Origin of the sequence: Streptomyces cinnabarinus, assembly GCF_027270315.1 — a bacterium.
GTDB classification, from domain to species: domain Bacteria; phylum Actinomycetota; class Actinomycetes; order Streptomycetales; family Streptomycetaceae; genus Streptomyces; species Streptomyces cinnabarinus.
The window spans coordinates 6,049,853-6,074,451 of sequence record NZ_CP114413.1 but is presented as its reverse complement, the minus strand read 5'-3'; the positions used below and the strand labels follow the sequence as shown (position 1 = coordinate 6,074,451).

General features: G+C 68.9%; 23 protein-coding genes. All 23 read right to left on the bottom strand.

The features are described from left to right. Window positions 1-6 precede the first annotated feature (6 nt). Entirely contained in the window at window positions 7-453 is a 447-nt protein-coding gene (locus tag STRCI_RS27650; protein WP_269661673.1) for a DUF2550 domain-containing protein, read from the bottom strand. 159 nt (window positions 454-612) lie between these two features. Continuing rightward, window positions 613-987 carry a F0F1 ATP synthase subunit epsilon gene (locus tag STRCI_RS27645; RefSeq protein ID WP_269661672.1) on the bottom strand — a complete coding sequence of 125 codons (375 nt, stop codon included), beginning with the start codon at window positions 985-987 and terminating at the stop codon, window positions 613-615. Between the two features lie 111 nt (window positions 988-1,098). Then, window positions 1,099-2,535: a F0F1 ATP synthase subunit beta gene (gene atpD / locus STRCI_RS27640; RefSeq protein ID WP_269661671.1), complete on the bottom strand. Its 1,437-nt coding sequence runs from the start codon at window positions 2,533-2,535 to the stop codon at window positions 1,099-1,101. Continuing rightward, window positions 2,536-3,453: a F0F1 ATP synthase subunit gamma gene (locus tag STRCI_RS27635; RefSeq protein WP_269661670.1), complete on the bottom strand. Its 918-nt coding sequence runs from the start codon at window positions 3,451-3,453 to the stop codon at window positions 2,536-2,538. Window positions 3,454-3,474: 21 nt separating this feature from the next. Continuing rightward, complete coding sequence (gene atpA, locus STRCI_RS27630) at window positions 3,475-5,082, bottom strand: F0F1 ATP synthase subunit alpha (protein WP_269661669.1); 1,608 nt, start codon at window positions 5,080-5,082, stop codon at window positions 3,475-3,477. Between the two features lie 126 nt (window positions 5,083-5,208). Then, complete coding sequence (locus tag STRCI_RS27625; protein WP_269661668.1) at window positions 5,209-6,024, bottom strand: F0F1 ATP synthase subunit delta; 816 nt, start codon at window positions 6,022-6,024, stop codon at window positions 5,209-5,211. Further along, window positions 6,021-6,572: a F0F1 ATP synthase subunit B gene (locus tag STRCI_RS27620; RefSeq protein ID WP_269661667.1), complete on the bottom strand. Its 552-nt coding sequence runs from the start codon at window positions 6,570-6,572 to the stop codon at window positions 6,021-6,023. The genes STRCI_RS27625 and STRCI_RS27620 overlap by 4 nt, the downstream gene beginning before the upstream one ends. A 39-nt stretch (window positions 6,573-6,611) precedes the next feature. Further along, on the bottom strand, window positions 6,612-6,848 hold the full coding sequence (locus STRCI_RS27615; protein WP_269661666.1) for an ATP synthase subunit c family protein: 237 nt from the start codon (window positions 6,846-6,848) through the stop codon (window positions 6,612-6,614). Window positions 6,849-6,921: 73 nt separating this feature from the next. Further along, on the bottom strand, window positions 6,922-7,692 hold the full coding sequence (gene atpB / locus STRCI_RS27610; protein ID WP_269664662.1) for a F0F1 ATP synthase subunit A: 771 nt from the start codon (window positions 7,690-7,692) through the stop codon (window positions 6,922-6,924). Window positions 7,693-7,965: 273 nt separating this feature from the next. Then, a complete protein-coding gene (locus STRCI_RS27605) occupies window positions 7,966-8,403 on the bottom strand; it encodes a Cg1360 family ATP-synthase-associated protein (RefSeq protein ID WP_269661665.1) in 438 nt (145 codons plus the stop codon). Between the two features lie 297 nt (window positions 8,404-8,700). Beyond that, window positions 8,701-10,014: an MraY family glycosyltransferase gene (locus STRCI_RS27600; protein WP_269661664.1), complete on the bottom strand. Its 1,314-nt coding sequence runs from the start codon at window positions 10,012-10,014 to the stop codon at window positions 8,701-8,703. Window positions 10,015-10,143: 129 nt separating this feature from the next. Next, entirely contained in the window at window positions 10,144-11,382 is a 1,239-nt protein-coding gene (locus tag STRCI_RS27595; protein WP_269661663.1) for a serine hydroxymethyltransferase, read from the bottom strand. A gap of 165 nt (window positions 11,383-11,547) precedes the next feature. Further along, the gene (locus STRCI_RS27590; protein WP_015657810.1) at window positions 11,548-12,228 is read right to left on the bottom strand and encodes an arsenate reductase/protein-tyrosine-phosphatase family protein; all 681 of its coding nucleotides are present in this window, start codon (window positions 12,226-12,228) and stop codon (window positions 11,548-11,550) included. Further along, window positions 12,225-12,872, bottom strand: a complete 648-nt coding sequence (locus STRCI_RS27585) for an L-threonylcarbamoyladenylate synthase (RefSeq protein ID WP_269661662.1) — start codon at window positions 12,870-12,872, stop codon at window positions 12,225-12,227. The genes STRCI_RS27590 and STRCI_RS27585 overlap by 4 nt, the downstream gene beginning before the upstream one ends. Window positions 12,873-12,921: 49 nt before the next feature. Further along, on the bottom strand, window positions 12,922-13,767 hold the full coding sequence (gene prmC, locus STRCI_RS27580; RefSeq protein ID WP_269661661.1) for a peptide chain release factor N(5)-glutamine methyltransferase: 846 nt from the start codon (window positions 13,765-13,767) through the stop codon (window positions 12,922-12,924). Between the two features lie 31 nt (window positions 13,768-13,798). Beyond that, the gene (gene prfA / locus STRCI_RS27575) at window positions 13,799-14,875 is read right to left on the bottom strand and encodes a peptide chain release factor 1 (RefSeq protein WP_269661660.1); all 1,077 of its coding nucleotides are present in this window, start codon (window positions 14,873-14,875) and stop codon (window positions 13,799-13,801) included. 109 nt (window positions 14,876-14,984) lie between these two features. Next, complete coding sequence (gene rpmE, locus STRCI_RS27570; RefSeq protein ID WP_269661659.1) at window positions 14,985-15,206, bottom strand: 50S ribosomal protein L31; 222 nt, start codon at window positions 15,204-15,206, stop codon at window positions 14,985-14,987. 138 nt (window positions 15,207-15,344) lie between these two features. Continuing rightward, the gene (locus STRCI_RS27565; protein WP_269661658.1) at window positions 15,345-16,484 is read right to left on the bottom strand and encodes an LCP family protein; all 1,140 of its coding nucleotides are present in this window, start codon (window positions 16,482-16,484) and stop codon (window positions 15,345-15,347) included. Window positions 16,485-16,688: 204 nt separating this feature from the next. Beyond that, entirely contained in the window at window positions 16,689-18,440 is a 1,752-nt protein-coding gene (locus STRCI_RS27560) for a trypsin-like serine protease (protein ID WP_269661657.1), read from the bottom strand. Window positions 18,441-18,592: 152 nt separating this feature from the next. Beyond that, complete coding sequence (rho, locus tag STRCI_RS27555) at window positions 18,593-20,620, bottom strand: transcription termination factor Rho (protein WP_269661656.1); 2,028 nt, start codon at window positions 20,618-20,620, stop codon at window positions 18,593-18,595. Window positions 20,621-21,025: 405 nt separating this feature from the next. After that, window positions 21,026-21,943 (bottom strand): homoserine kinase, encoded by a 918-nt coding sequence (gene thrB / locus STRCI_RS27550; RefSeq protein ID WP_269661655.1) that lies wholly within the window; start codon window positions 21,941-21,943, stop codon window positions 21,026-21,028. 224 nt (window positions 21,944-22,167) lie between these two features. Beyond that, the gene (gene thrC / locus STRCI_RS27545; protein ID WP_269661654.1) at window positions 22,168-23,226 is read right to left on the bottom strand and encodes a threonine synthase; all 1,059 of its coding nucleotides are present in this window, start codon (window positions 23,224-23,226) and stop codon (window positions 22,168-22,170) included. A gap of 6 nt (window positions 23,227-23,232) precedes the next feature. Then, complete coding sequence (locus tag STRCI_RS27540; RefSeq protein WP_269661653.1) at window positions 23,233-24,525, bottom strand: homoserine dehydrogenase; 1,293 nt, start codon at window positions 24,523-24,525, stop codon at window positions 23,233-23,235. Between the last annotated feature and the right edge of the window lie 74 nt (window positions 24,526-24,599).

Here is a 24,599-nt window from a genome sequence, read left to right as displayed (position 1 = left end):
CAGCAACTAGGCGACATTGACGCGCTGACCGGGCGGGGCTGCCTCAAGCCACGCGAGAAAACCGGTCAGCGCGTCTTCGCTCATGGCGAGCTCAAGACGCGTGCCCCGGTGCAGACAGGCCAGCACGACATGGTCGGAGAGCAGCGCCAGCTCCTCCTCGCCCTCGGGCAGCCGGCGTCCGGCGACCTCGATGGCGGCGCGCTCCAGGATGCGGCGCGGGCGATAGGCGTAGGAGAAGACGCGGTACCACTCGATGCGGTCGCCGTTGTAGCGGGCGACGCCGTAGGACCAGCCCTTGCCGCTGGTGTCGGTCTTCTCCGGGGTGTCCCAGCGAAGCGAGCAGTCGAAGGTGCCACCGGAGCGCTGGATGAGTCTGCGGCGCAGTCCGAAGACGAACAGCCCCAGCACCACCAGGGCCACGACGATTCCGCACACAGTCAGAGCGAGGACCATCGACACCGACCTCCTCGTCTCCTAGGTACCTGCGGATCAGGTAACGGAACGGAAAAAACATCCATATCTGCCTCAGCCGCGGCCGGCACCGGATCGCTCCGGTCCCAGCCGCGGCTGAGTGACGTCATCGCGTGCGCGACCCCGCTGGATCTGGCTGGATCAGCGGGATGCCGCGGCACGCAGGCGGACATCGGCGCGACGCTCGGCGGAGGCGTCGGCCTCCGACTTCGCGCGCTCCAGCGCCCGCTCCGCGCGCTGGACATCGATCTCGTCCGACAACTCGGCGATCTCGGCCAGCAGCGACAGCTTGTTGTCCGCGAACGAGATGAAACCGCCGTGCACCGCGGCGACGACCGTTCCACCTTCACTCGTACGGATGGTCACCGGGCCCGACTCCAGCACACCGAGCAGCGGCTGGTGACCGGGCATGACGCCGATGTCGCCGGACGTGGTGCGCGCGACGACCAGGGTGGCCTGCCCGGACCAGACCTCTCGGTCGGCCGCGACCAGCGCGACGTGCAGCTCAGCAGCCAAGGGTGGCTCCTCGGGTCACCACCCGGCGGTTGTGCCGGGTGTTGGTTACAAGTCTAGTGGGCGTGAAAGAGGGGGCGGGACGTACCCGCCCCCTCTTCAAGAGCGCGAGGCTCAGGAGACGCCCAGCTCCTTGGCGTTGTTCTTGAGGTCCTCAAGACCACCGCACATGAAGAACGCCTGCTCCGGGAAGTGGTCGTACTCGCCGTCACAGATCGCGTTGAACGCCGCGATCGACTCCTCCAGCGGGACGTCCGACCCGTCGACGCCGGTGAACTGCTTGGCGACGTGGGTGTTCTGGGACAGGAAGCGCTCCACGCGACGGGCACGGTGGACGACGAGCTTGTCCTCCTCGCCGAGCTCGTCGATACCGAGGATCGCGATGATGTCCTGGAGGTCCTTGTACTTCTGCAGGATCGTCTTGACGCGCATGGCGGCGTCGTAGTGGTCCTGCGCGATGTACCGCGGGTCCAGGATGCGGGACGTGGAGTCCAGCGGGTCCACGGCCGGGTAGATGCCCTTCTCGGAGATCGGACGGGACAGAACCGTCGTCGCGTCGAGGTGGGCGAAGGTGGTGGCCGGGGCCGGGTCGGTCAGGTCGTCCGCGGGGACGTAGATCGCCTGCATCGAGGTGATCGAGTGACCACGGGTCGAGGTGATGCGCTCCTGGAGGAGACCCATCTCGTCGGCCAGGTTCGGCTGGTAGCCCACCGCGGAGGGCATCCGGCCGAGCAGGGTCGACACCTCGGAACCGGCCTGGGTGAAGCGGAAGATGTTGTCGATGAAGAACAGCACGTCCTGCTTCTGCACATCGCGGAAGTACTCCGCCATGGTCAGACCGGCCAGGGCCACGCGCAGACGGGTGCCCGGGGGCTCGTCCATCTGACCGAAGACCAGCGCGGTCTTGTCGATGACGCCGGAGTCCGACATCTCCTCGATCAGGTCGTTGCCCTCACGGGTGCGCTCACCGACACCGGCGAACACCGACACACCGTCGTGGTTGTTGGCGACGCGGTAGATCATCTCCTGGATGAGCACCGTCTTGCCGACGCCGGCACCACCGAACAGACCGATCTTTCCACCCTTGACGTACGGGGTGAGAAGGTCGATGACCTTGACGCCGGTCTCGAACATCTCGGTCTTCGACTCGAGCTCGTCGAAGTTCGGCGCCTTGCGGTGGATGCCCCAGCGCTCGCCGTCGTAGGACTCATCGACGTTCAGCACCTCACCGAGGGTGTTGAACACCTTGCCCTTGGTGAAGTCACCGACGGGCACCGTGATGGAGGCACCGGTGTCGGTGACCGCGGCCTGGCGGACCAGACCGTCGGTGGGCTGCATGGAGATGGTGCGGACCAGGCCGTCACCCAGGTGCTGGGCGACCTCCAGGGTCAGCGTCTTCCTCTCGCCGGCGTTGGCCGGGTCGGCCACCTCGACGTGAAGGGCGTTGTAGATGTCGGGCATCGCGTCGACGGGGAACTCCACGTCGACGACCGGGCCGATGACCCGGGCGACGCGGCCCGTGGCAGCGGCCGTCTCAACTGTCGTCGTCATTTACCTGTCACTCCCCGCGCTCGCGTCGGCCAGGGCTGCGGAGCCACCGACGATCTCGCTGATTTCCTGGGTGATTTCGGCCTGGCGGGCCGCGTTCGCAAGCCGGGAGAGGCTCTCGATGAGCTCTCCGGCGTTGTCGGTGGCCGACTTCATCGCGCGCCGCGTGGCGGCGTGCTTGGAAGCGGCCGACTGGAGCAGCGCGTTGTAGATACGGCTCTCCACGTAGCGCGGCAGGAGGGCGTCGAGGACGTCCTCCGCCGACGGCTCGAAGTCGAACAGCGGAAGGATCTCGCCCTTCGGGGCCTCCTCCTTCGCCACCTCTTCGAGGCTGAGCGGCAGCAGACGGTCGCCGAGCGCCGTCTGCGTCATCATCGAGACGAACTCGGTGAAGACGATGTGGAGTTCGTCCACGCCGCCGTCGGCCGTGTCCTTCTCGATGGCCTCGATCAGCGGTGCCGCGACCTTCTTGGCGTCCGCGTACGTCGGCTCGTCCGTGAACCCGGTCCACGACTCCGAGACCTTGCGCTCACGGAAGTTGTAGTGCGCAAGACCGCGCCGGCCGACGATGTACGTGTCGACCTGCTTGCCCTCGCGCTCCAGGCGCTCGGTCAGCAGCTCCGCCGCCTTGATGGCGTTGGAGTTGAAGGCACCGGCGAGACCACGGTCGCTCGTCAGGAGCAGCACCGCGGACCGCGTGACCGTCTCGGCCTGGGTGGTCAGCGGGTGCTTGGTGTTCGAGCCGGTACCGACCGCCGTGACCGCGCGGGTCAGTTCCTTCGCGTACGGCGTGGAGGAGGCCACCTTGCGCTGCGCCTTGACGACGCGCGAGGCGGCGATCATCTCCATCGCCTTCGTGATCTTCTTGGTCGCGGTGACGGATCGGATGCGACGCTTGTAGACCCGGAGCTGGGCTCCCATGAGTCAGGTCCCTTCCTTACGTCACTTGGAGGCGCTGGTCGCCTTCGGGGCGGCCGGGGCGTCCTCGCCGAGCAGCTTGCCGTCCGACGTCTCGAACTGCTTCTTGAAGTCCGCGATGGCGTCGGCGACAGCGGTGAGGGTGTCGTCCGAGAGCTTGCCGCCCTCCTTGATGGAGGTCATGAGGCCCTGCTCCTTGCGGTGCAGGTACTCCAGCAGCTCCTTCTCGAAGCGGCGGATGTCGGCGACCGGCACCTCGTCCATCTTGCCGGTGGTACCGGCCCACACGGAGACGACCTGGTCCTCGGTGGACATCGGCTGGTACTGAGCCTGCTTCAGCAGCTCGACCATGCGCTGACCACGCTCCAGCTGCGACTTCGACGCGGCGTCCAGGTCGGAACCGAAGGCGGCGAACGCCTCCAGCTCACGGAACTGGGCGAGGTCGACGCGGAGACGGCCGGAAACCTGCTTCATCGCCTTGTGCTGCGCGGAACCACCGACTCGGGAGACGGAGATACCGACGTTCAGCGCGGGGCGCTGACCGGCGTTGAACAGGTCCGACTCCAGGAAGCACTGGCCGTCGGTGATGGAGATGACGTTGGTCGGGATGAACGCCGAGACGTCGTTGGCCTTGGTCTCGACGATCGGGAGACCCGTCATCGAGCCCTTGCCCATGTCGTCGGAGAGCTTCGCGCAGCGCTCCAGCAGACGGGAGTGCAGGTAGAAGACGTCACCCGGGTAGGCCTCACGGCCCGGCGGGCGGCGCAGCAGCAGCGACACGGCACGGTAGGCGTCGGCCTGCTTGGACAGGTCGTCGAAGATGATGAGGACGTGCTTGCCCTCGTACATCCACTGCTGACCGATGGCCGAACCGGTGTACGGCGCCAGGTACTTGAAGCCGGCCGGGTCGGACGCCGGGGCGGCGACGATGGTCGTGTACTCCAGCGCGCCGTTCTCCTCCAGCGCGCGGCGGACCGACGCGATCGTCGAGCCCTTCTGGCCGATGGCGACGTAGATGCAGCGGACCTGCTTGTTCGGGTCGCCGGTGCGCCAGTTGTCGCGCTGGTTGATGATCGTGTCGACGGCCAGGGCGGTCTTGCCGGTCTGGCGGTCACCGATGATCAGCTGACGCTGGCCACGGCCGATCGGGGTCATCGCGTCGACGGCCTTGTAGCCGGTCTCCATCGGCTCGTGCACCGACTTGCGCTGCATGACCGTGGGGGCCTGCAGCTCAAGGGCACGACGACCGCTGGTCTCGATCTCGCCGAGGCCGTCGATCGGGTTGCCGAGGGGGTCGACGACGCGGCCGAGGTAGCCCTCGCCGACGGCCACGGAGAGCACCTCACCGGTGCGCTGCACCGGCTGGCCCTCCTCGATGCCGCTGAACTCACCGAGGACGATGGCGCCGATCTCGCGCTCTTCCAGGTTGAGCGCGAGGCCGAGGGTGCCGTCCTCGAACTTCAGCAGTTCGTTGGCCATGGCCGAGGGCAGACCCTCGACCTTCGCGATGCCGTCGCCGGCAAGGGTGACCGTACCGACCTCCTCGCGCGAGGCCGCGTCCGGCTTGTACGACTGGACGAAGGTCTCCAGTGCGTCCCGGATCTCCTCCGGCCGGATCGTGAGCTCCGCCATCTGGGTTCCCTGCTCTCCTTGTTGGGCCCGAAGTTTCACTTTGGGGGTCTGGGGGCGACCCCCAGGATTCTTCTGTACGGCCCAACCAGGGCCGTCGAAAGTACGTACTACGTATTGAGTTACTGCTCAGCCCGCCAGGCGGCGGCCGGCGTCCTCGATGCGGTCGGCGAGGGAGCCGTTGATGACCTCGTCACCGACCTGCACCCGGATCCCGCCGAGGACCTCGGGGTCCACGTCGAGGTTGAGGTGCATCCGACGCCCGTAGAGCTTCGCCAGCGAGGCGCCGAGGCGCTGCTTCTGGCCGTCGCTCAGCGGCACCGCGGAGGTGACCACGGCGACCATGCGGTCCCGGCGCTCGGCGGCGAGCTTGGACAGGGACTCCAGTCCCGACTCCAGGCTACGTCCACGCGGCGCGGTCACAAGGCGCGTCACCAGACGCTCGGTGGCAGCGTCGGCCCGGCCGCCGAGCAGACTGCGCAGCAGCTCGCTCTTGGCCGCGGTGGTGGCCGAGCGGTTGGTCAGCGCGGCCCGCAGCTCGGTGTTCGAGGAGATGATCCGGCCGAACCGGAACAGCTCGTCCTCGACGCTGTCGAGCGTGCCCGCGCGCTGCGCGGCGGTGAGGTCGGCGGTGTCCGCCAGCTGCTCCAGAGCGTCCACCAGGTCGCGCGACTGCGACCAGCGGGACCGCACCAGGCCGGCCAGCAGGTCCGCGGTCTCGCCGCTGACCTGGCCGCCGAGCAGCCGCTGGGCCAGCTCGGCCTTGGCCTCACCGGCCTGCGCCGGGTCGGTGAGGACCCGACGCAGCGACACCTCGCGGTCGAGCAGCGCGGTGACGGCCGCCAGCTCGCCGGCGAGCTGCGCCGCGTCCACGGACGTGTTGTCCGTCAGCGCGTCGAGACGCTCACGTCCGGCTGCCAGGGCCTCGCGGCTCGCTCCGTTCATCGCGTGGCCTCGGCCTTCTCCTCAAGCTCGTCGAGGAAGCGGTCGATGACACGGCTCTGGCGGGCGTGGTCCTCAAGGGACTCGCCGACGAGCTTGCCGGCCAGGTCGGTGGCGAGCTTGCCGACGTCCTGACGCAGCGCCGAGGACGCGGCCTTGCGGTCGGCCTCGATCTGGGAGTGACCCGCGGCGACGATCTCCTCGCGCTGGCGCTGGCCCTCCGCACGCATCTCGGCGATGAGCGCGGCACCCTGCTCCTGCGCCTCCTGGCGCAGACGCGCGGCCTCGTGCCGGGCCTCGGCGAGCTGTGCCTTGTACTGCTCAAGGACGCTCTGGGCCTCGACCTTCATGGCCTCGGCCTCTTCGATACCGCCTTCGATCGCCGCGCGGCGCTCCTCCAGAACCTTGTTGATGTTCGGGAGCAGCTTCTTCCAGAAGAAGAAGAACACGATGGCGAAGGCGATGGTGCCGACGAGCAGCTCGGGGCCCGGAGGAAGGAGCGGGTTCTGCTCCTCGCCCTCGGACGCCAGCTGTACCAGGTTGGCGATCACGTCAGTGCCTTTCGTCGAAACGTGTGGGGTCAGGGGGTCTTACTGACCGAACACGAACGGCATAACGATGCCGATGAGGGCGAGCGCCTCACAGAAAGCGAAGCCGAGGATCTGGTTGGCACGGATGAGACCGGCAGCCTCGGGCTGACGGGCCAGGGCCTGGGTGCCGTTACCGAAGATGATGCCGACGCCGACGCCGGGGCCGATCGCGGCCAGGCCGTAGCCGATGGAGCCGAGCGAACCGGTGACGGCAGCGAGGGTCTCAGTGGCAGCCATGCTGATTCTTCCTTCTCTTTACGGACCGGTGGGAGTTGGTCACCGGACGATCAGGGGGTGGGTGATGCGGGGCTCAGTGGTGCTCGGCGAGAGCGCCCTGAATGTACGAGCAGGCGAGGAGCACGAAGACGTACGCCTGGACCGCCTGCACGAAAAGCTCGAAGAGGATCATGATCATCGTCATGACGAAGGAGACACCGGCGGCCGGGATCATCCAGCTGTTCAGCAGGTACCAGGAGGCCACGGTGAACATGACCAGCATCAGGTGACCGGCGAACATGTTCGCGAACAGTCGGACGGCGTGGGTGAACGGCCGGACCAGCAGGTTCGAGAAGAACTCGATGACCATGACGAGCGGCAGCACCGCACCGAGCGACTTGTCGTAGCCGGTGATGTTCTTGAAGAAGCCGACGAATCCGTGGCGCTTGAACGTCAGGCTGACCCAGAGGATCCAGACGATGGCCGCGAGGACCGCCGGGAAGGCGATGATCGACGACACCGGGAACTGTGCCAGCGGAATCACGGACCAGATGTTCATGATCCAGATGAAGAAGAACAGCGAGACCATCAGGGGGACGTACTTCTCGCCCTCCTTCTTGCCGAGGGTCTCGTAGACGATGCCGCGTCGCACGAAGTCGTAACCGGCCTCGCCGACCATCTGCAGCTTGCCCGGGACCACCTTGGCCTTGCCGAACGCAGCCCAGAAGAAGCTGACGACAAGAAGGGTGGTGACGAGCGCGAGCAGCATCACCTTGTTGAACTCGAACCCGCCAACCGTGGCGATCGGCTCGAAGAGGAACGAGTGCAGGCCCGGAGCCGGAAAACCACACCCGTTGTCGGACATGATCCGACAGCTCCAGTCAAAGGCGAGCTGGGTCTGGTCAGCACTCACCGCGGGCTCCTTCGGCGTGACGCATAGGTACGGCAACCTCGTTGTGTCGGCGCGGCGCGCAGCCGCGGGTCGGCACCGGACTGGTGTTACGGATGTGAGGGCGGCTCTGGGGCATCAAGCCTCGCGATCGAGCAGGCGTCAGCTTGGATGCCCGCGCCCGCGATGCCGCAGTTGGCACCGGACGATAGCAGGAGTTCCCCCAGGCCTTTATCCCGCCCCTACCCCTCACGACGACGGCCCTGTCTTCTCGGGCTTCTCGCTCTTCGTGGAGTCCGGGTCGATGTAGAAGAGCTTGGCCTTCATATGCGCACGAGCCTGCGCGGCCATCCACACGACGGTTGCGACGACGAGCGAAATCGCGAACGTCTTCGCATTGAAGAGAGAGGTGTCCTTGAAGAGGGCGACGAAGATCAGAAGAAGCAGGAGCTGGGCGACATAAAGCATCAACCCCATGGCCTGGAACAACTGCGGGAGCGTTTTTGCCGTCCACTGCAGGACGTACAGGCCGATTCCCATGAACAGGATGGCGAGCAGTGTGCCGACCGCCGCACCGATTGCCCCCTTGCCGCCGGCCACCGCAGCGCTGACGGCGACGACAATCGCGCCGGCAGCCGCTGTGGGCACAGCGCACTGCAGAAGGTTCCGGGCGTCATTGGACGGCATGGCGGCAACTCCGCTTTCACAGGGGGCAGGGGTGTCGTCATGGACGAGCGTAGTCCCGGGCTGAGAGAGAACCTCACTCCGATGGACCGTCGCACTACGGTCCTTCGGCTCTATCCCGGGTTCTCGTGAACCGTATCACAAACTATTTGATGAGGTCTTTACCTGGCAGGTGTGCTCGCTGTCACACATGAGAGTGACAGTGCGCGTATGTGCAGGAACGGCGCCCATTTGTCTGGTATTGCGCCGCTTGGTTCCCCCACGGTTTGGCAATGCTCTAGTCAGATTCTTACCTTGGCGTCAGCGCGACGTTCCGGCTTTACGCCGGTCCAGGTGGCGCGAACGAGCGCCGAGAGCCGTAGCACCGTTGACCCCGGCGGGTACCGGAGTACGGGGTTCCTCCATCGCGGTCTGCGGAGTGGCAGCCGCCGGTTCCACCACGGGCGCACGGCGCCGGTAGCGCGGCGGCACGAAGGCCTGGGCCCAGCGCGGGGCGCGCGGGGTGAACCGCGGGAGCAGCAGCAGGACAAGACCGATAGCGCTGAGGAACACCACGCCCAGCACGATCCACATGGACGCCGAGTTCACCGAGTAGGCCAGGGCGCCGAAGGCGATCAGCGCGGACCAGAAGTACATGATGAGCACGGCCCGGCTGTGCGAGTGGCCGATCTCCAGGAGCCGGTGGTGCAGATGGCCTCGGTCCGCGGCGAACGGGGACTGGCCGCGCCAGGTGCGCCGCACGATCGCCAGCACCAGGTCCGCGGCCGGGATCGCGATGATGGTCAGCGGCAGCAGCAGCGGGATGTACACCGGCACCGTCTGGTGCACGGCCGCCTTCTCCGAGCCCGCGAACAGCTTCAGCGCGTCCGGGTCGACCTGACCCGTGATGGAGATCGCGCCCGCCGCGAGCACCAGGCCGATCAGCATCGACCCCGAGTCGCCCATGAAGATGCGCGCGGGATGCATGTTGTGCGGCAGGAAGCCCAGGCACATGCCCATCAGGATCGCCGAGAACAGCGTCGCCGGGGCGGCGGCCTCGATGCCGTACGACACCCAGACGCGGTAGGCGTAGAGGAAGAACGCGGCCGAGGCGATGCACACCATGCCCGCCGCGAGGCCGTCGAGGCCGTCGACGAAGTTGACCGCGTTGATGGTGATGACGACCAGCGCGACCGTGAGCAGGGTGCCCTGCCACTGGGTCAGCGCCACCGAGCCGAAGCCGGGGATGGGCAGCCACAGGATCGTCAGACCCTGCATGACCATGACGCCGGCGGCGATCATCTGGCCGCCCAGCTTGATCAGGGCGTCGATCTCGAACTTGTCGTCCAGGACGCCGATCAGCCAGATCAGCGCGGCACCCGAGAGCAGGGCGCGCGGTTCGTTGGAGTTCTCGAAGACGGTGCTGAGGTTTGCCAGGTGGTCGGCGACCAGCAGTCCCGCGCACAGCCCGAAGAACATGGCGATACCGCCGAGGCGCGGAGTGGGTTCCCGGTGCACGTCACGTGCCCGGATCTCCGGCATCGCCCCGGCCACGATCGCGAACTTCCGCACCGGCCCCGTGAGCAGGTACGTCACCGCGGCCGTGATGCAGAGCGTCAGCAGGTATTCACGCACAGGCTTCCCCACAGGTCTCGCTGGCCATCTCAGCCCCACACCCTAGCGATGCACGCATATGGTTGGGGACTTCCGGGTAGCGACGATGGTTGCACGTGAGGCTGTGCACACGGGTGCGTCTACCCAGGCTCAGCCGGGATACGGCGGAAATCCCCCGGCAAGATCCCGTACTTCTTCACGTGCCCTGACCGCTTCCGCCTCGCCCCGCAGCACCCCCGCGATCAGCGCGCTGACCTGGGCCATCTCCTGCTCCCCCATGCCCTGGGTGGTCAGCGCGGCGGTGCCCAGGCGCAGGCCGCGGGAGTCACCGTGGGGAAGAGCACAGCAGTCCAGGACGATTCCGGCGGCGGCGAGCAGTCCGCGGCCGGTGCGGCCGTCGACGCCGAGCGGCGCGGGGTCGGCGGTGATCAGATGGGTGTCGGTGCCGCCGGTGGTGACGACGAGCCCCTCGGCGGCGAGACCGGCGGCGAGCACCCGGGCGTTGGCGACCACCTGATGGGCGTACGCGGTGAACGCCGGTGTTGCCGCCTCGCCGAACGCGACGGCCTTCGCGGCGATGGTGTGCATCTGCGCACCGCCCTGGGTGAAGGGGAACACGGCCCGGTCGACCCGTTCGGCGAGCTCGGCGCCGCACAGGATCATCCCGCCGCGCGGCCCGCGCAGCACCTTGTGGGTGGTGGCGCACACGATGTCCGCGTACGGCAGGGGGCTGGGCGCCGCTCCCCCGGCGACCAGGCCGATGGGATGGGCGGCGTCGGCGATGAGATAGGCGCCCACCTCGTCGGCGACCTCGCGGAAGAAGGCGTAGTCGATGTGCCGGGGGTAGCAGATGGACCCGCACACGATGGCCTTGGGCCGGTGGCTGCGGGCCAGCGTCCGAACCTGCTCGTGGTCGAGGAGACCGGTCTCCGCGTCGACGCCGTAGGGGACGAAGTCGAACCAGCGGCCGGAGAAGTTGGCGGGCGAACCGTGGGTGAGATGGCCGCCGTAGGGCAGGCCGAGGGCGAGGACGGTGTCGCCGGGGCGCAGCAGGGCCGCGTAGGCGGCCAGCACGGCCGAAGAGCCCGAGTGCGCCTGGACGTTGGCGTGCTCGGCGCCGAACAGCCCCTTGGCGCGGTCAACGGCGATCCGCTCGGCGACGTCGACGATCTCGCAGCCGCCGTGGTGCCGGGCGCCGGGATAGCCCTCGGCGTACTTGTTGGCGAGCGGCGAGCCGAGCGCGGCCAGCACGGCCGGCGAGGTGAAGTTCTCGGCGGCGATCAGCTGCAGGGTGCTCGCCTGCCGCTCCCGTTCCCCGAGCAGGATCTCCGCCAGCTCGGGATCCTGCCGACGCAGGACATCGGCCTCTAGGACAGGGCTGACCGACATGATGGGCTCCGGGGCGTCGACGGTGACGTAGCACCAATGTAGGCCCGCCCCAGGCGCACCGCTCGGCCAGGGCCTGTTGCGAGTTCCCCGTCGTCCGCGCGAAGCGCGGGCGCAGCGGCGTTCGTGCCGGGCGTCGGGGCGCAGGCGGGGAGCTCGCAACAGGCTCTAGGTGCGCGTCGCTACGCCGGTCAGCGCTGTGACCACCGGGTCGAGCGCCTGGTGTATCTCGTCGCCGATCGACCGGAAGAAGGTCAGCGGGGCGCCGTACGGGTCGAACACCTCGTCCGCCTCCGCCGTGGGCGCCAGCAGCCAGCCCCGCAGGGCCGCGGCGGCCCGGACCAGGGCGCGGGCGCGCTCGACGATGCCGTCCTCCAGCGGCGGCAGGGTCGCCGGGTCGATGGCCCTCACCAGGCGGGTGAACTCCTTCAGGGTGAAGGTGCGCAGGCCCGCCGAGTGGCCCATCGAGATGACCTGCGCGCGGTGGTCCCGGGTCGCGGTCAGGACCAGGTCGGCGCGGATCACATGCTCGTCCAGCAGCTCCCGGCCCACGAAGCCGGAGGCGTCCGCGCCGAAGTCGGCGAGGACCGTCTCCGCGTTGGCCTCCATGGGCGCGCCCTCATGGCCCCAGGTGCCCGCGCTCTCCACGATCAGCGCCCCGCCGAGGACGCCGAGCCGCTGCGACACATGGTGCCGGGTCAGCCGCTCGGTGATCGGCGAGCGGCAGACGTTGCCGGTGCTGACGTGGAGGATGCGGAAGGTGTCGCGCGGGAGCCCGACGAAGGTGGTCGTGATCTCCGCTGCTCGTTCCCCGTTGCCTATGCCACGCCCCGCGTCAGGGGCTGTCAATTCGCCACCTCAAGGTCGGGTACCACCTTGCGCAGCTCCTCCGCCGTGATCGCGCCCTCGCGCAGCAGCAGCGGCACCTCACCCGTGACGTCAACAATCGACGACGGGACGATGCCGGGCGTGGGACCGCCGTCGAGGTAGACGGAGACGGAGTCGCCGAGCATGCCCTGGGCCGCGTCGCAGTCCTCCGGAGCCGGGTGCCCGGTCAGGTTGGCCGAGGAGACCGCCATCGGGCCGACCTCGGTCAGCAGCTCGATCGCCACCGGGTGCAGCGGCATCCGCACCGCGACCGTGCCACGGGTGTCGCCCAGGTCCCACTGAAGGGACGGCTGGTGCTTGGCGACCAGCGTCAGCGCGCCCGGCCAGAACGCGTCGACCAGCTCCCAGGCCAGCTCGGAGAAGTCGGTGACCAGGCCGTGCAGCGTGTTCGGGGAGCCGATGAGGACGGGCGTGGGCATGCTGCGGCCGCGCCCCTTGGCCTCCAGCAGATCGCCCACCGCCTCCTTGGAGAAGGCGTCGGCGCCGATGCCGTACACGGTGTCCGTCGGCAGCACCACGAGCTCGCCCCGGCGGACGGCGGACGCGGCCTCACGCAGACCGGTCGTGCGGTCGGTCGCGTCATTGGTGTCGTATCGCCGAGCCATGTCTAGCGGGCCTCCTCGTACACGTACAGCTGAAAGGACTTGGGGGTGCTCACGGCAGGGCCTTGCGGGCCGTGGCGAACCGGGGGCGGTTGTTGAGGTCCGGGTGGTCGGCCGCGTCGGCCCAGCCCCGCTCCTCGGTGAAGATCCACGGCACCTGGCCGCCCTGGGTGTCGGCATGCTCGATGACGACGACACCGCCGGGGCGCAGCAGCCGGTGCGCGGTGCGCTCGATGCCGCGGATCAGCTCGAGGCCGTCCTCGCCGGAGAACAGGGCGAGTTCGGGATCGTAGTCGCGGGCCTCGGGCGCCACGTACTCCCACTCGGTGAGCGGGATGTAGGGCGGGTTGGAGATGACCAGGTCGACCTGGCCGTCGAGGTCGGGGAAGGCGTCGAGGGCGTTGCCCTGACGCAGGTCGACCCTGGAGCCCTCCATGTTCTTGCGGGTCCAGCGCAGCGCGTCCTCGGACAGCTCCACGGCGTGCACCCGTGAGCGCGGGACCTCCTGGGCGAGGGCGAGCGCGATGGCGCCCGAGCCCGTGCACAGGTCGACGATGAGCGGCTCCACGACATCCATCGCGCGTACGGCGTCTATGGCCCAGCCCACCACCGACTCGGTCTCGGGGCGGGGCACGAAGACGCCGGGGCCGACCTGGAGCTCCAGGTACCGGAAGAAGGCGCGGCCGGTGATGTGCTGGAGCGGCTCGCGCTGCTCACGGCGGGCGATGACCTCCCAGTACCGGGCATCGAAGTCGGCGTCCCGCACGGAGTGCAGCTCGCCCCGCTTCACACCGTGCACGAACGCGGCGAGCTCCTCCGCGTCGTTGCGCGGCGAGGGCACGCCGGCGTCGGCCAGCCGCTGGGTGGCCTGCGCCACCTCCGCGAGCAGCAGGTTCACGCTCGTCCTCCGGTACTTCCGTCTCCGTGCCTTACGCGGCTGCGAGCTTGGCGGCCGAGTCCGCGTCGACGCAGGCCTGGATCACCGCGTCGAGTTCGCCGTCCAGGACCTGGTCCAGGTTGTACGCCTTGAATCCCACGCGGTGGTCCGAGATGCGATTCTCCGGGAAGTTGTACGTACGGATCTTCTCGGAGCGGTCGACGGTGCGGACCTGGCTGCGGCGGGCGTCGGCGGCTTCCTTCTCCGCTTCCTCCTGAGCCGCGGCGAGCAGCCTGGAGCGCAGGATACGCAGTGCCTGCTCCTTGTTCTGCAGCTGGCTCTTCTCGTTCTGGCAGGAAGCGACCACTCCGGTGGGGATGTGCGTGATGCGCACGGCGGAGTCCGTGGTGTTGACGGACTGCCCGCCCGGCCCGGAGGAGCGGTAGACGTCGATCCGGAGGTCGTTGGGGTTGATCTCGACCTCGACCTCCTCGGCCTCCGGCGTGACCAGCACACCGGCCGCGGAGGTGTGGATGCGGCCCTGGGACTCGGTGGCCGGGACGCGCTGCACCCGGTGCACGCCGCCCTCGTACTTCAGCCGGGCCCACACGCCCTGACCGGGCTCCGTGGCGCCCTGGCCGCCCTTGGTCTTCACGGCGACCTGGACGTCCTTGTAGCCGCCGAGCTCGGACTCGGTGGCATCGATGATCTCGGTCTTCCAGCCGACGCGCTCGGCGTAGCGCAGGTACATGCGCAGCAGATCACCGGCGAACAGGGCGGACTCGTCGCCGCCGGCGCCGGCCTTGATCTCCAGGATGACGTCCTTGTCGTCGCTGGGGTCACGCGGGACCAGCAGCAGGCGGAGCTTCTCGGTCAGCTCCTCGCGCTGCTTGTCCAGCTCCTTGACCTCCGCGGCGAACTCCGGGTCGTCGGCGGCCAGTTCACGAGCGGTCTCGATGTCGTCGCCCGTCTGCTTCCAGGAGCGGAACGTGGCGACGATCGGGGTGAGCTCGGCGTAGCGCTTGTTCAGCCTGCGCGCGTTCGCCTGGTCGGCGAAGACCGACGGGTCGGCGAGCTGCTTCTCCAGATCGGCGTGCTCGGCGACGAGTTCCTCGACGGCCTCGAACATCTTTCGGCTCCTGAAATGCGTACGAAGGGAAGTGCAAGGGCTACCAAAAACGCCGGTCCCGGACACGCCCCGGTGAGGGCGCGGCCGTGGACCGGCGAAATGGGGCTCGCTACTTCTTGGAGCCGGCAGCCTTGCCGAAGCGGGCCTCGAAGCGGGCCACACGGCCACCGGTGTCGAGGATCTTCTGCTTGCCCGTGTAGAACGGGTGGCACTCGGAGCAGACCTCGGCGCGGATGGCGCCGCTCGCGATCGTGCTACGGGTGGTGAACGACGCGCCACAGGTGCAGCTGACCTGCGTCTCGACGTACTCGGGGTGGATGTCGCGCTTCAAGGTGTCTCCTAGTTTCGGGAGGGCACCGGGTCGCCATCGCGGGATGCGGGGGCGTGAACCGGGGCCGACGTACCAGTCTGCCAGGACTGGGGCCATCCCCCAAAACGGGGGGTGCGCGTCAGGTATTCCCGAGCGCCGCTAGCCGGCGCTGACGACGTCCTTCGCCTGCCCCGTGGCCGTCCCCTCGGTCGCCGACTTCGGGATCGCACGGTCGTTCTTCAGGGCCTTCCAGACCTGTTCTGCCTTCTTCTCCTCGGGCAGCACGCGGTTGGCGTTGGCGGGGTCGTACTGGACCGGCATCGTCACCATGGTCATGTCGTTCGGGCTGATGCCCCTCAGACCGTTGGCGAAGGTCATGAGCTTGTTGACCGAGCCGAGGTCGGAGTCGGTGGTGATCGTCTTGGTCGCGGTGTCCGCCAGGTCGTAGAGCTTCTTCGGGCTGGTGAACAGGCCGACGTCCTTGACCTGGGCGATCAGTGCCTTGATGAAGGCCTGCTGGAGCTGGATCCGGCCGAGGTCGGAGCCGTCGCCGACGCCGTGCCGGGTGCGGACCAGGCCGAGGGCCTGCTCGCCGTCCAGGGTGTGGGTGCCGGCCTTGAGGTTCAGATGGCTGTCGGGGTCGCTGATGTCCTCGGTGGTGGTGATCTCCACGCCGCCGAGGTCGTCGATCAGCTTCTGGAAGCCGCTGAAGTCGACCTCCAGATAGTGGTCCATGCGCAGATCGGTGATCGACTCGACGGTCTTCACCGCGCAGGCCGCACCGCCGGTGGTGTACGCCGAGTTGAACATCACGCCGCTCGCGGCGTCGTGGGTGTTGCCGTCGGTGTCGGTGCACTCGGGCCGGTCGATGAGGGTGTCGCGCGGGATGGAGACCACGCTGGCCTTCTTGTGGCCCTTGTAGACGTGCACGATCATCGCGGTGTCGGAGCGGGCGCTGCCGTCGTCGGCGCCGCCGCCGAGGTCCTGGTTGGAGCCGGAGCGGGTGTCGGAGCCGAGGACGAGGATGTTCTCCGAGCCGTTGTCGACCTTCTCCGGGCGGTCGGTGCCGAGGGCCTGGTCGATGTCAACGCTGTCGATGTTGCCGTTGAGCTTGAAGTACAGATAGCCGGCTCCGGTGCCGCCCAGGACGACGATCCCGGCGGCGGTCCAGGCCGCGATCCGCAGGCCCTTGCCGCGCTTGTCGCGGGGCTTGCGGCGGTGACCCTTGGGGCGGTGGCCCGGGGCCGTGGGGCCGGTGCCATCCGGTATGCCGGACTCCGGCGTGCTCTCGGCAGACATGTGCTCCTCGGTTCTCGTCCGGTCGGTTACCCCCTGCTTTCAGGGCCAGGCGTGGTCCAAGGACCCGTACCGCACCATCGTCGCTCCGCCAGGTCAGACGGCGAAACTCGGGAAAGGGTTGCACAACGCGCTGTGGCCACCCTGTGAATGAGTGGCCACAGCGCGCACCGGAATCTTCCGGTCAAACGCCCTTCACCTGCGATTTCAGCCGAAGATGTCGTACTGCTTGAAATCGGTGCCGACCGAGATTCTTGTGGCAAAGATCTCGCTGGTGGCCTTGCCGGTGCCCTTGTACAGGTAGAGCGTGCCGCCGGGGGTGCGGGCCAGGACGTCGGCCTTGCCGTCACCGCTGACGTCACCGACCACGGCGACCTTGTTGTACGTCGAGCCGCTCCAGGTGCGCACCTTCACGCGGGACGCGAAGGGGGCGGAGGACTTGCCGGTGCCCTGGTACAGGTAGACGTAGCCGTTGCTGCCGGTGCGGGCGATCAGGTCGGCCTTGCCGTCGCCGGAGAAGTCACCGTGTCCGACCAGCACGTTGTACTGGTTCCAGCCGCTGCCGGTGCCGATCTGCACCCGGCTCCCGAAGGTGCCGTTGCCCTTGCCCGGGTAGAGCCACGCCTTGCCGGCGGAGTCCACGGACACCAGGTCGGGCAGGTAGTCGCCGGTGAGGTCGCCGGGGACGACGATGCGGGTGCGGGTCTTCCAGTTGTCGGCGACCTTCGTGGTGGCCCAGGAGCCGCTGGCGGGCACCCAGTGCTTCCAGAAGACGTCGCCGTCGGAGCTGCGGCGGACCAGCAGGTCCTGGTAGCCGTCGCGGTTCAGGTCGTTCTGGAGGACGACGTTGAAGGCGCTCCAGTTGCCCCAGGACTCACGGGCGCCGAAGGAGGTGCCCTTGGAGTCCTTCTCGTAGCCGGTCTTCGTGGAGGAGTTGCGCACCCACAGGTCGGCCTTGTCGTCGAGGCTCAGGTTGGTGTCGTCGATGCGCGGGTAGGTCGCGCCGACGTACGTCCTGACCTTGGCGAAGACGCTGTACGCGCCCTTGGCGACACAGTCCTGCACACCCCAGGAGACCACGCCCACGACGCGGTTGTTGACGACGAGCGGACCGCCGGAGTCGCCGTTGCAGGCGGAAGTGGTGCCGCTGTCGCTGCCGCTGGCGGGCTGGCCCGCGCAGACCATGTGGCCCTTGACGTAGTCGGCGCCGTAGAAGCCGGAGCAGGTGGCGTCGGACTGCATCGGCAGGGTCGCCGTCTTCAGCGTCTCCGAGACGTCCTGGTTGGTGGAGCTGGTGCGGCCCCAGCCGTAGACCTTGGCGCTGGTGCCGGCCGCGTAGGCGGCGGTCTCGGTGGACGTCGCCATCTTGATCGGGGTGGCCTTGACCGGGTTGGCCAGGGTCAGCACCGCGATGTCGTTGTCGATCGTCCGCGAGCTGTAGGAGGGGTGGTTCCACTGCCGCTGGACCGCGGTGACGGTGCCGCCGTTGAGGTCCCCGTCGGGCAGTTGCGAGGTGCCGGTGACGATGGCCCCATACGCCTTCCAGTTGTAGCCCTGGACGCAGTGCGCGGCGGTGAGGATCTTCGTCGGCGAGACCACGGAGCCGCCGCAGAAGAAGTAGACGCCGTTCGTCTCGTCCTGGTACCAGAGCTGGGCCATCCACGGCGCCGTGGTGATGGTCGTCGTGGTGCCGCCGATGATCTTCGCGTCGACCGTGGTGGAGCTGTCGGCCGTGGCGGAGCCGCTGTACGACGACTTGGCGGACGAGACTCCGGCGGTGTCGTCGTGGGCGGCGGCCCCCAGGACGCGCTGCTCCAGCTCGGCGAGCGTGGGCGAACCGGCGCTCGGCACGGCCGGCGGGTTCGGCTCCGCCGAGGCGGCACCGGCCGACGACGTCAGCAGCGCGGCACCGATGGCCGCGGCCACACCGGCCGCGGCGACGGGCAGGGCGATCCGCATCCGACGTCTGTGCCGTCCGCCCCCGGACATGGCTGTACCCACGAATGTCCCCCCTCGGGATCACAAGTTCGAAGAGCGAGATCGTACCCCGGCCCTACGACAACGAAGAGGGCCACCCTTGAACCAAGGGTGGCCCTCTTACCGGCTGTTGATCAGTCGCCGTTGCCAGGGGTCGGCGTCGTCTTCTGGATCTGCATCAGGAACTCGGCGTTCGACTTGGTCTGCTTCATCTTGTCGAGGAGCAGTTCGACCGCCTGCTGCTGGTCGAGCGCGTGCAGCACCCGGCGCAGCTTCCAGACGATGGCGAGCTCGTCGCTGGCGAGCAGGATCTCTTCCTTACGGGTGCCGGACGCGTCGACGTCCACCGCCGGGAAGATGCGCTTGTCGGCGAGCTTGCGGTCGAGCTTGAGCTCGGCGTTGCCGGTGCCCTTGAACTCCTCGAAGATCACCTCGTCCATGCGGGACCCGGTGTCCACCAGGGCGGTGGCGAGGATGGTCAGCGAGCCGCCGTCCTCGATGTTCCGCGCCGCACCGAAGAAGCGCTTCGGCGGGTACAGGGCGGTCGAGTCGACACCACCGGACAGGATGCGGCCGGAGGCGGGCGCGGCGAGGTTGTACGCACGGCCCAGACGCGTGATCGAGTCGAGCAGCACGACGACGTCGTGACCCAGCTCCACCAGACGCTTGGCACGCTCGATGGCGAGCTCGGCGACCGTGGTGTGGTCCTCGGCCGGGCGGTCGAAGGTCGAGGAGATGACCTCGCCCTTGACCGACCGCTGCATGTCGGTGACCTCTTCCGGACGCTCGTCGACCAGGACGACCATCAGGTGGCACTCGGGGTTGTTGTGCGTGATCGCGTTGGCGATCGCCTGCATGATCATGGTCTTGCCGGTCTTCGGCGGGGCCACGATCAGACCGCGCTGGCCCTTACCGATCGGCGACACGAGGTCGATGATGCGGGTCGTCAGCACACCCGGGTCCGTCTCCAGCCGGAGGCGGTCCTGCGGGTAGAGCGGGGTCAGCTTGTTGAACTCCGGGCGGCCGCGGCCGTGTTCGGGCGCCATGCCGTTGACGGAGTCCAGGCGGACCAGCGCGTTGAACTTCTCGCGGCGCTCGCCCTCCTTGGGCTGACGGACCGCGCCGGTGACGTGGTCACCCTTGCGCAGACCGTTCTTGCGGACCTGGGCGAGGGAGACGTACACGTCGTTCGGGCCGGGCAGGTAGCCGGAGGTCCGGATGAACGCGTAGTTGTCGAGGATGTCGAGGATGCCCGCGACCGGGATCAGGACGTCGTCCTCGGCGATCTGCGGCTCCTGGCCCATCTCGTCGCGGCCACGGCGGCCACGGCGGTCGCGGTAACGGCCGCGACGGCCACGCCGGCCGCCCTCGAAGTCGTCGTCGTCCTGCGGACCGGCGTTGCGGTCCTGGCGGCCGCCGCCCTGCTGCTGGCCCTGCTGCTGACCGCGCTGGCCGCCCTGCTGGTCGTCGCCCTTACGACGGTCACCACGGTCGCCGCGGTCACCTCGGTCACCGCGGTCGCGGTCCCGGCCACGCTCACGGCGGTCCCGGCGGCGGCCCTCGCCGTCACCGGCGTCGCCCTTGGCCTCGCCCTGCGCCTGCGCGGGCGTCTCGGCCTTGGGCTCGCTCTTGGCCTCGGCGGCGATGGTCTCCGGCGCGGCGGCCGCGGGCGCACCGGCCTCGGCGGTGGCACGACGGCGACGGCGCTCGGCGGGAGCCTCGTCGGTGTTCTCGCCGGCACGAGCGGTGCCGCCGGCCGGCTGGCCGGGGATCTCGATCTGCTGCTGCGCCACTGCCTTCTCGGCGGGCGCCTCGGCCTTCGCCGCCTTCTTGGCGGGCGCGTCCTCGCCGGTGCGGGCCTTGGAGGTGGCCCGGCGCTTGGGCTTGGTCTCGGTGGCGGCCTCCGCCTTGGGAGCCGCTCCGCCCCCGCCGGCCTGCGCTTCCTTGATGACCTCGATCAGCTGGCTCTTGCGCATACGCGCCGTGCCCCTGATGCCGAGGCCGGATGCGACCTGCTGAAGCTCGGCCAGCACCATGCCCTCGAGGCCGGTACCGCGGCGCCGCCGGGAGCCGGCACCGGTGGCAGGCGCGGAGGCGTCCGTGGCGGGCGCGGCAGCGGTCTCCTCGACACGTGCGCCCATCAGATCGGTGGTGTCGCTCACGAAGGGTCCTTCCCTGGAGCGGACGTCGGCCTGTCTGGCTCGGCGACCGGTTGTGCTGTCCGACCTTGGTCCCTGTCGTGGACCGGCCGGGGCGGTGGTCCGCCTAAGCGGCGGAAGAAAATATCGGTGATGGCGCTTCCCCAAGCCGTGGCACCGAGTGTCCGTGTCAGCTGGCTTGGTCGCACCGGTTCCGGAGCGTGCCCGGCGAGTCGCTCAGTGCTCGTGTACGAGGTACTGCCCGCGTACGTCGTACGGAACACAGTGCGACTTGGGAGGCTCCCGGAAGAATGTCTGTCCCGGACGGGGACACAAAGCACCTCGCCATGGTGGGGTCGGGTGCAGACTTGAGGTTAACACTACCGGATCCAACAAACATTCCCCCTCTCGAAATCCGGCAACCGTGTGTCAAGGAGCAAGCGGCAGCACGCTCGCTCCCCGGGCGTCGAGCTCGAGCCGGTTCGCGGCCCAGCCCGCACCTGCCAGATCGGCGACCTTGTCGGCGCTGTCGTCATCGGCGAGCGCCAGCACGGTGGGTCCCGCTCCGGAGATCACCGCGGGGATCCCGTCGGCCCGCAGCCGTTCCACCAGCGCGGCGCTCTCCGGCATGGCCGGGGCGCGGTACTCCTGGTGGAGCCGGTCCTCGGTGGCGGGCAGCAGCAGCTCGGGGCGCCGGGTGAGGGCCTCGACGAGCAGGGCGGCACGGCCCGCGTTGGCGGCGGCGTCGACATGCGGCACGGAGCGCGGGAGCAGGCCGCGCGCGGTCTCGGTGAGGACCGGCTTCCCGGGCACGAAAACCACCGGAACGATGGAATCGGCGGGATCCATCCTGATCGCGCGGGCGGCGCCGGCCTCCATCCAGGAGAGCGTGAAGCCGCCGAGCAGACAGGCCGCGACATTGTCGGGGTGGCCCTCGATCTCGGTGGCCAGCTCCAGCAGGGCGGCGTCGTCGAGGCGGGACTCACCGCCTATGGTCACGGCACGCGCGGCGACGATTCCGGCGCAGATGGCGGCGGAGGAGGAGCCGAGGCCACGGCCGTGCGGGATGCGGTTGGCGCAGACGATCTCCAGGCCGCGCGGCTGGCCGCCCAGGAGGTCGAAGGCGGTGCGCAGGGACCGTACGAGCAGGTGGCTCTCGTCGCGCGGCAGCGTCTCGCTGCCCTCACCCGCGATGTCGATGTGCAGCCCGGAGTCGGCCACCCGGACGACGACGTCGTCGTAGAGCCCCAGCGACAGGCCGAGGGCGTCGAAGCCCGGACCTAGATTGGCGCTGGTGGCGGGGACGCGCACCCGGACGGCGGCGGCGCGGAAGGCTGGACCGGCCATCGCTCGATGACTCTCCTTGAGCTGCGTGATTGTCGAAGACATTCGATACGTACGGGATGACTCTCGGGCCGTGGAGACGGCGCGGCGCCCCGCCGGATGCTCGGGCATATGCGGCGGGCGGGTTCAGTACAGCCTATCGAAGGAAGGTTCTGTGGCGACATAGGGCGCACAGGAGGCGCACGATGCGTGTCGTAAGCCCCCTGTGCACCCCCGTGCCGCGCTGATCAGGCCAGGCCCAGCCGCTCGGCCGCGGTGGCCGCGTCGACGGGGACGGTGACGGGCTGCGGGGCGCCCGCGACGGCCCAGTCGGGGTCCTTCAGGCCGTTGCCGGTGACGGTGCACACGATCTTCTGGCCCGGGTCGACCTTGCCCTGCTCGGCGGCCTTCAGCAGACCGGCGACGGACGCGGCGGACGCCGGCTCCACGAAGACGCCCTCCTGGGCGGCCAACAGCCGGTAGGCGCGCAGGATCTCACGGTCCGTCACCTCGTCGATGAGGCCGCCGGACTCGTCCCGGGCCGCGAGCGCGAACTGCCAGGAGGCGGGATTGCCGATCCGGATCGCGGTGGCGATCGTCGAGGGGTCCTTGACGACCTCCCCGCGCACGATGGGCGCGGAACCGGACGCCTGGAAGCCCCACATGCGCGGGGTGCGCCGCGAGACACCGTCGGCGGCGTACTCCGTGTAGCCCTTCCAGTACGCGGTGATGTTGCCCGCGTTGCCCACCGGCAGGACGTGGATGTCGGGGGCGTCGCCGAGCATGTCCACGATCTCGAACGCGGCCGTCTTCTGGCCCTCGATACGTACCGGGTTGACCGAATTGACCAGCGCCACGGGGTAGTTGTCGCTGAGCGCGCGGGCGAGGTCGAGGCAGTCGTCGAAGTTGCCGTCGACCTGGAGGATCTTCGCGCCGTGCACCAGGGCCTGGCCCATCTTGCCGAGCGCGATCTTGCCCTGCGGGACCAGGACGGCCGACACCATGCCCGCGCGTACGGCGTAAGCGGCCGCGGAGGCCGAGGTGTTGCCGGTGGAGGCGCAGATGACCGCCTTCGCGCCCTCCTCCTTGGCCTTGGTGATGGCCATGGTCATACCGCGGTCCTTGAAGGAACCGGTCGGGTTGGCGCCCTCCACCTTCAGGTGGACCTCGCAGCCCGTGCGCTCGGAGAGCACCTGCGCGGGCACGAGAGGCGTGCCGCCCTCGCGGAGCGTCACGACCGGCGTGGTGTCGGAGACCGGCAGCCGGTCCCGGTACTCCTCGATGATTCCGCGCCACTGGTGGGTCATTGCTGGTTACTCTCCTTCAACCCGCATGATGCTGGCGACACCGCGCACGGTGTCGAGCTTGCGCAGCGCCTCGACGGTGCCGCCGAGGGCCGCGTCGGACGCACGGTGGGTCACGACGACGAGGGACGCCTCACCGTCCTTGCCCTGCTGCCGAACCGTATCGATCGAGACACCGTGCTCGGCGAACACGGTCGCCACCTGGGCGAGAACACCCGGTTTGTCGGCGACGTCGAGGCTGATGTGGTAGCGCGTGACGACGTCACCCATGCCGGAGACGGGCAGCGCTGCGTAGGCGGACTCGCCGGGTCCGGTGGTGCCGCTGAGCCGGTTGCGGCAGACGGCGACGAGGTCGCCGAGGACGGCGGAGGCGGTCGGGGCGCCGCCCGCGCCGGGGCCGTAGAACATCAGCTGGCCGGAGGCGTCGGACTCGACGAAGACGGCGTTGTACGCGCCGCGCACGGAGGCGAGCGGGTGGCTGAGCGGGATCATCGCGGGGTGCACGCGCGCGGTGACCGACTGGCCGTCCTCGGCCCGCTCGCAGATGGCGAGCAGCTTGATCGTGCAGCCCATCTCCTTGGCGGAGGCGAAGTCGGCGGCGGTGACCTCGGTCATGCCCTCGCGGTAGACGTCATCGAGACGCACGCGCGTGTGGAAGGCGATCCCGGCGAGGATGGCGGCCTTGGCGGCGGCGTCGAAGCCCTCGACGTCGGCGGTCGGGTCGGCCTCGGCGTACCCGAGGGCGGTGGCCTCGTCGAGGGCCTCCTGATAGCCCGCCCCCGTGGAGTCCATCTTGTCGAGGATGAAGTTGGTGGTGCCGTTGACGATGCCGAGCACGCGGTTGACCTTGTCGCCGGCGAGGGACTCGCGCAGCGGGCGGATCAGCGGGATGGCACCGGCGACGGCGGCCTCGTAATAGAGGTCCTTGTTGTTGGCCTCGGCGGCGGCGTGCAGATCGGTGCCGTCCTGGGCGAGGAGCGCCTTGTTGGCGGAGACGACCGAGGCGCCGTGCTCGAAGGCGGTGGTGATGAGCGAGCGGGCGGGCTCGATACCGCCGATGACCTCGACGACCACGTCGATGTCGCCGCGCTTGACGAGGGCGGTGGCATCGGTGGTGATCAGCTCGCGCGGGATGCCCTCCCGTACCTTGTCGGGCCGCCGCACGGCCACGCCGGCGAGCTCGACGGGGGCACCGATACGGGCGGCGAGGTCGTCGGCGTGCGTCGTCATGATGCGCGCCACCTCTGAGCCGACCACTCCACAGCCCAGCAGCGCCACCTTCAGCGGACGCGTACGCATCATCCGACCTCGTTTCCTTTACCTTCTACGGTGGGTCCAGTCTCACTCACCGGACCGGAGTTTCTATCCCCGGTCCG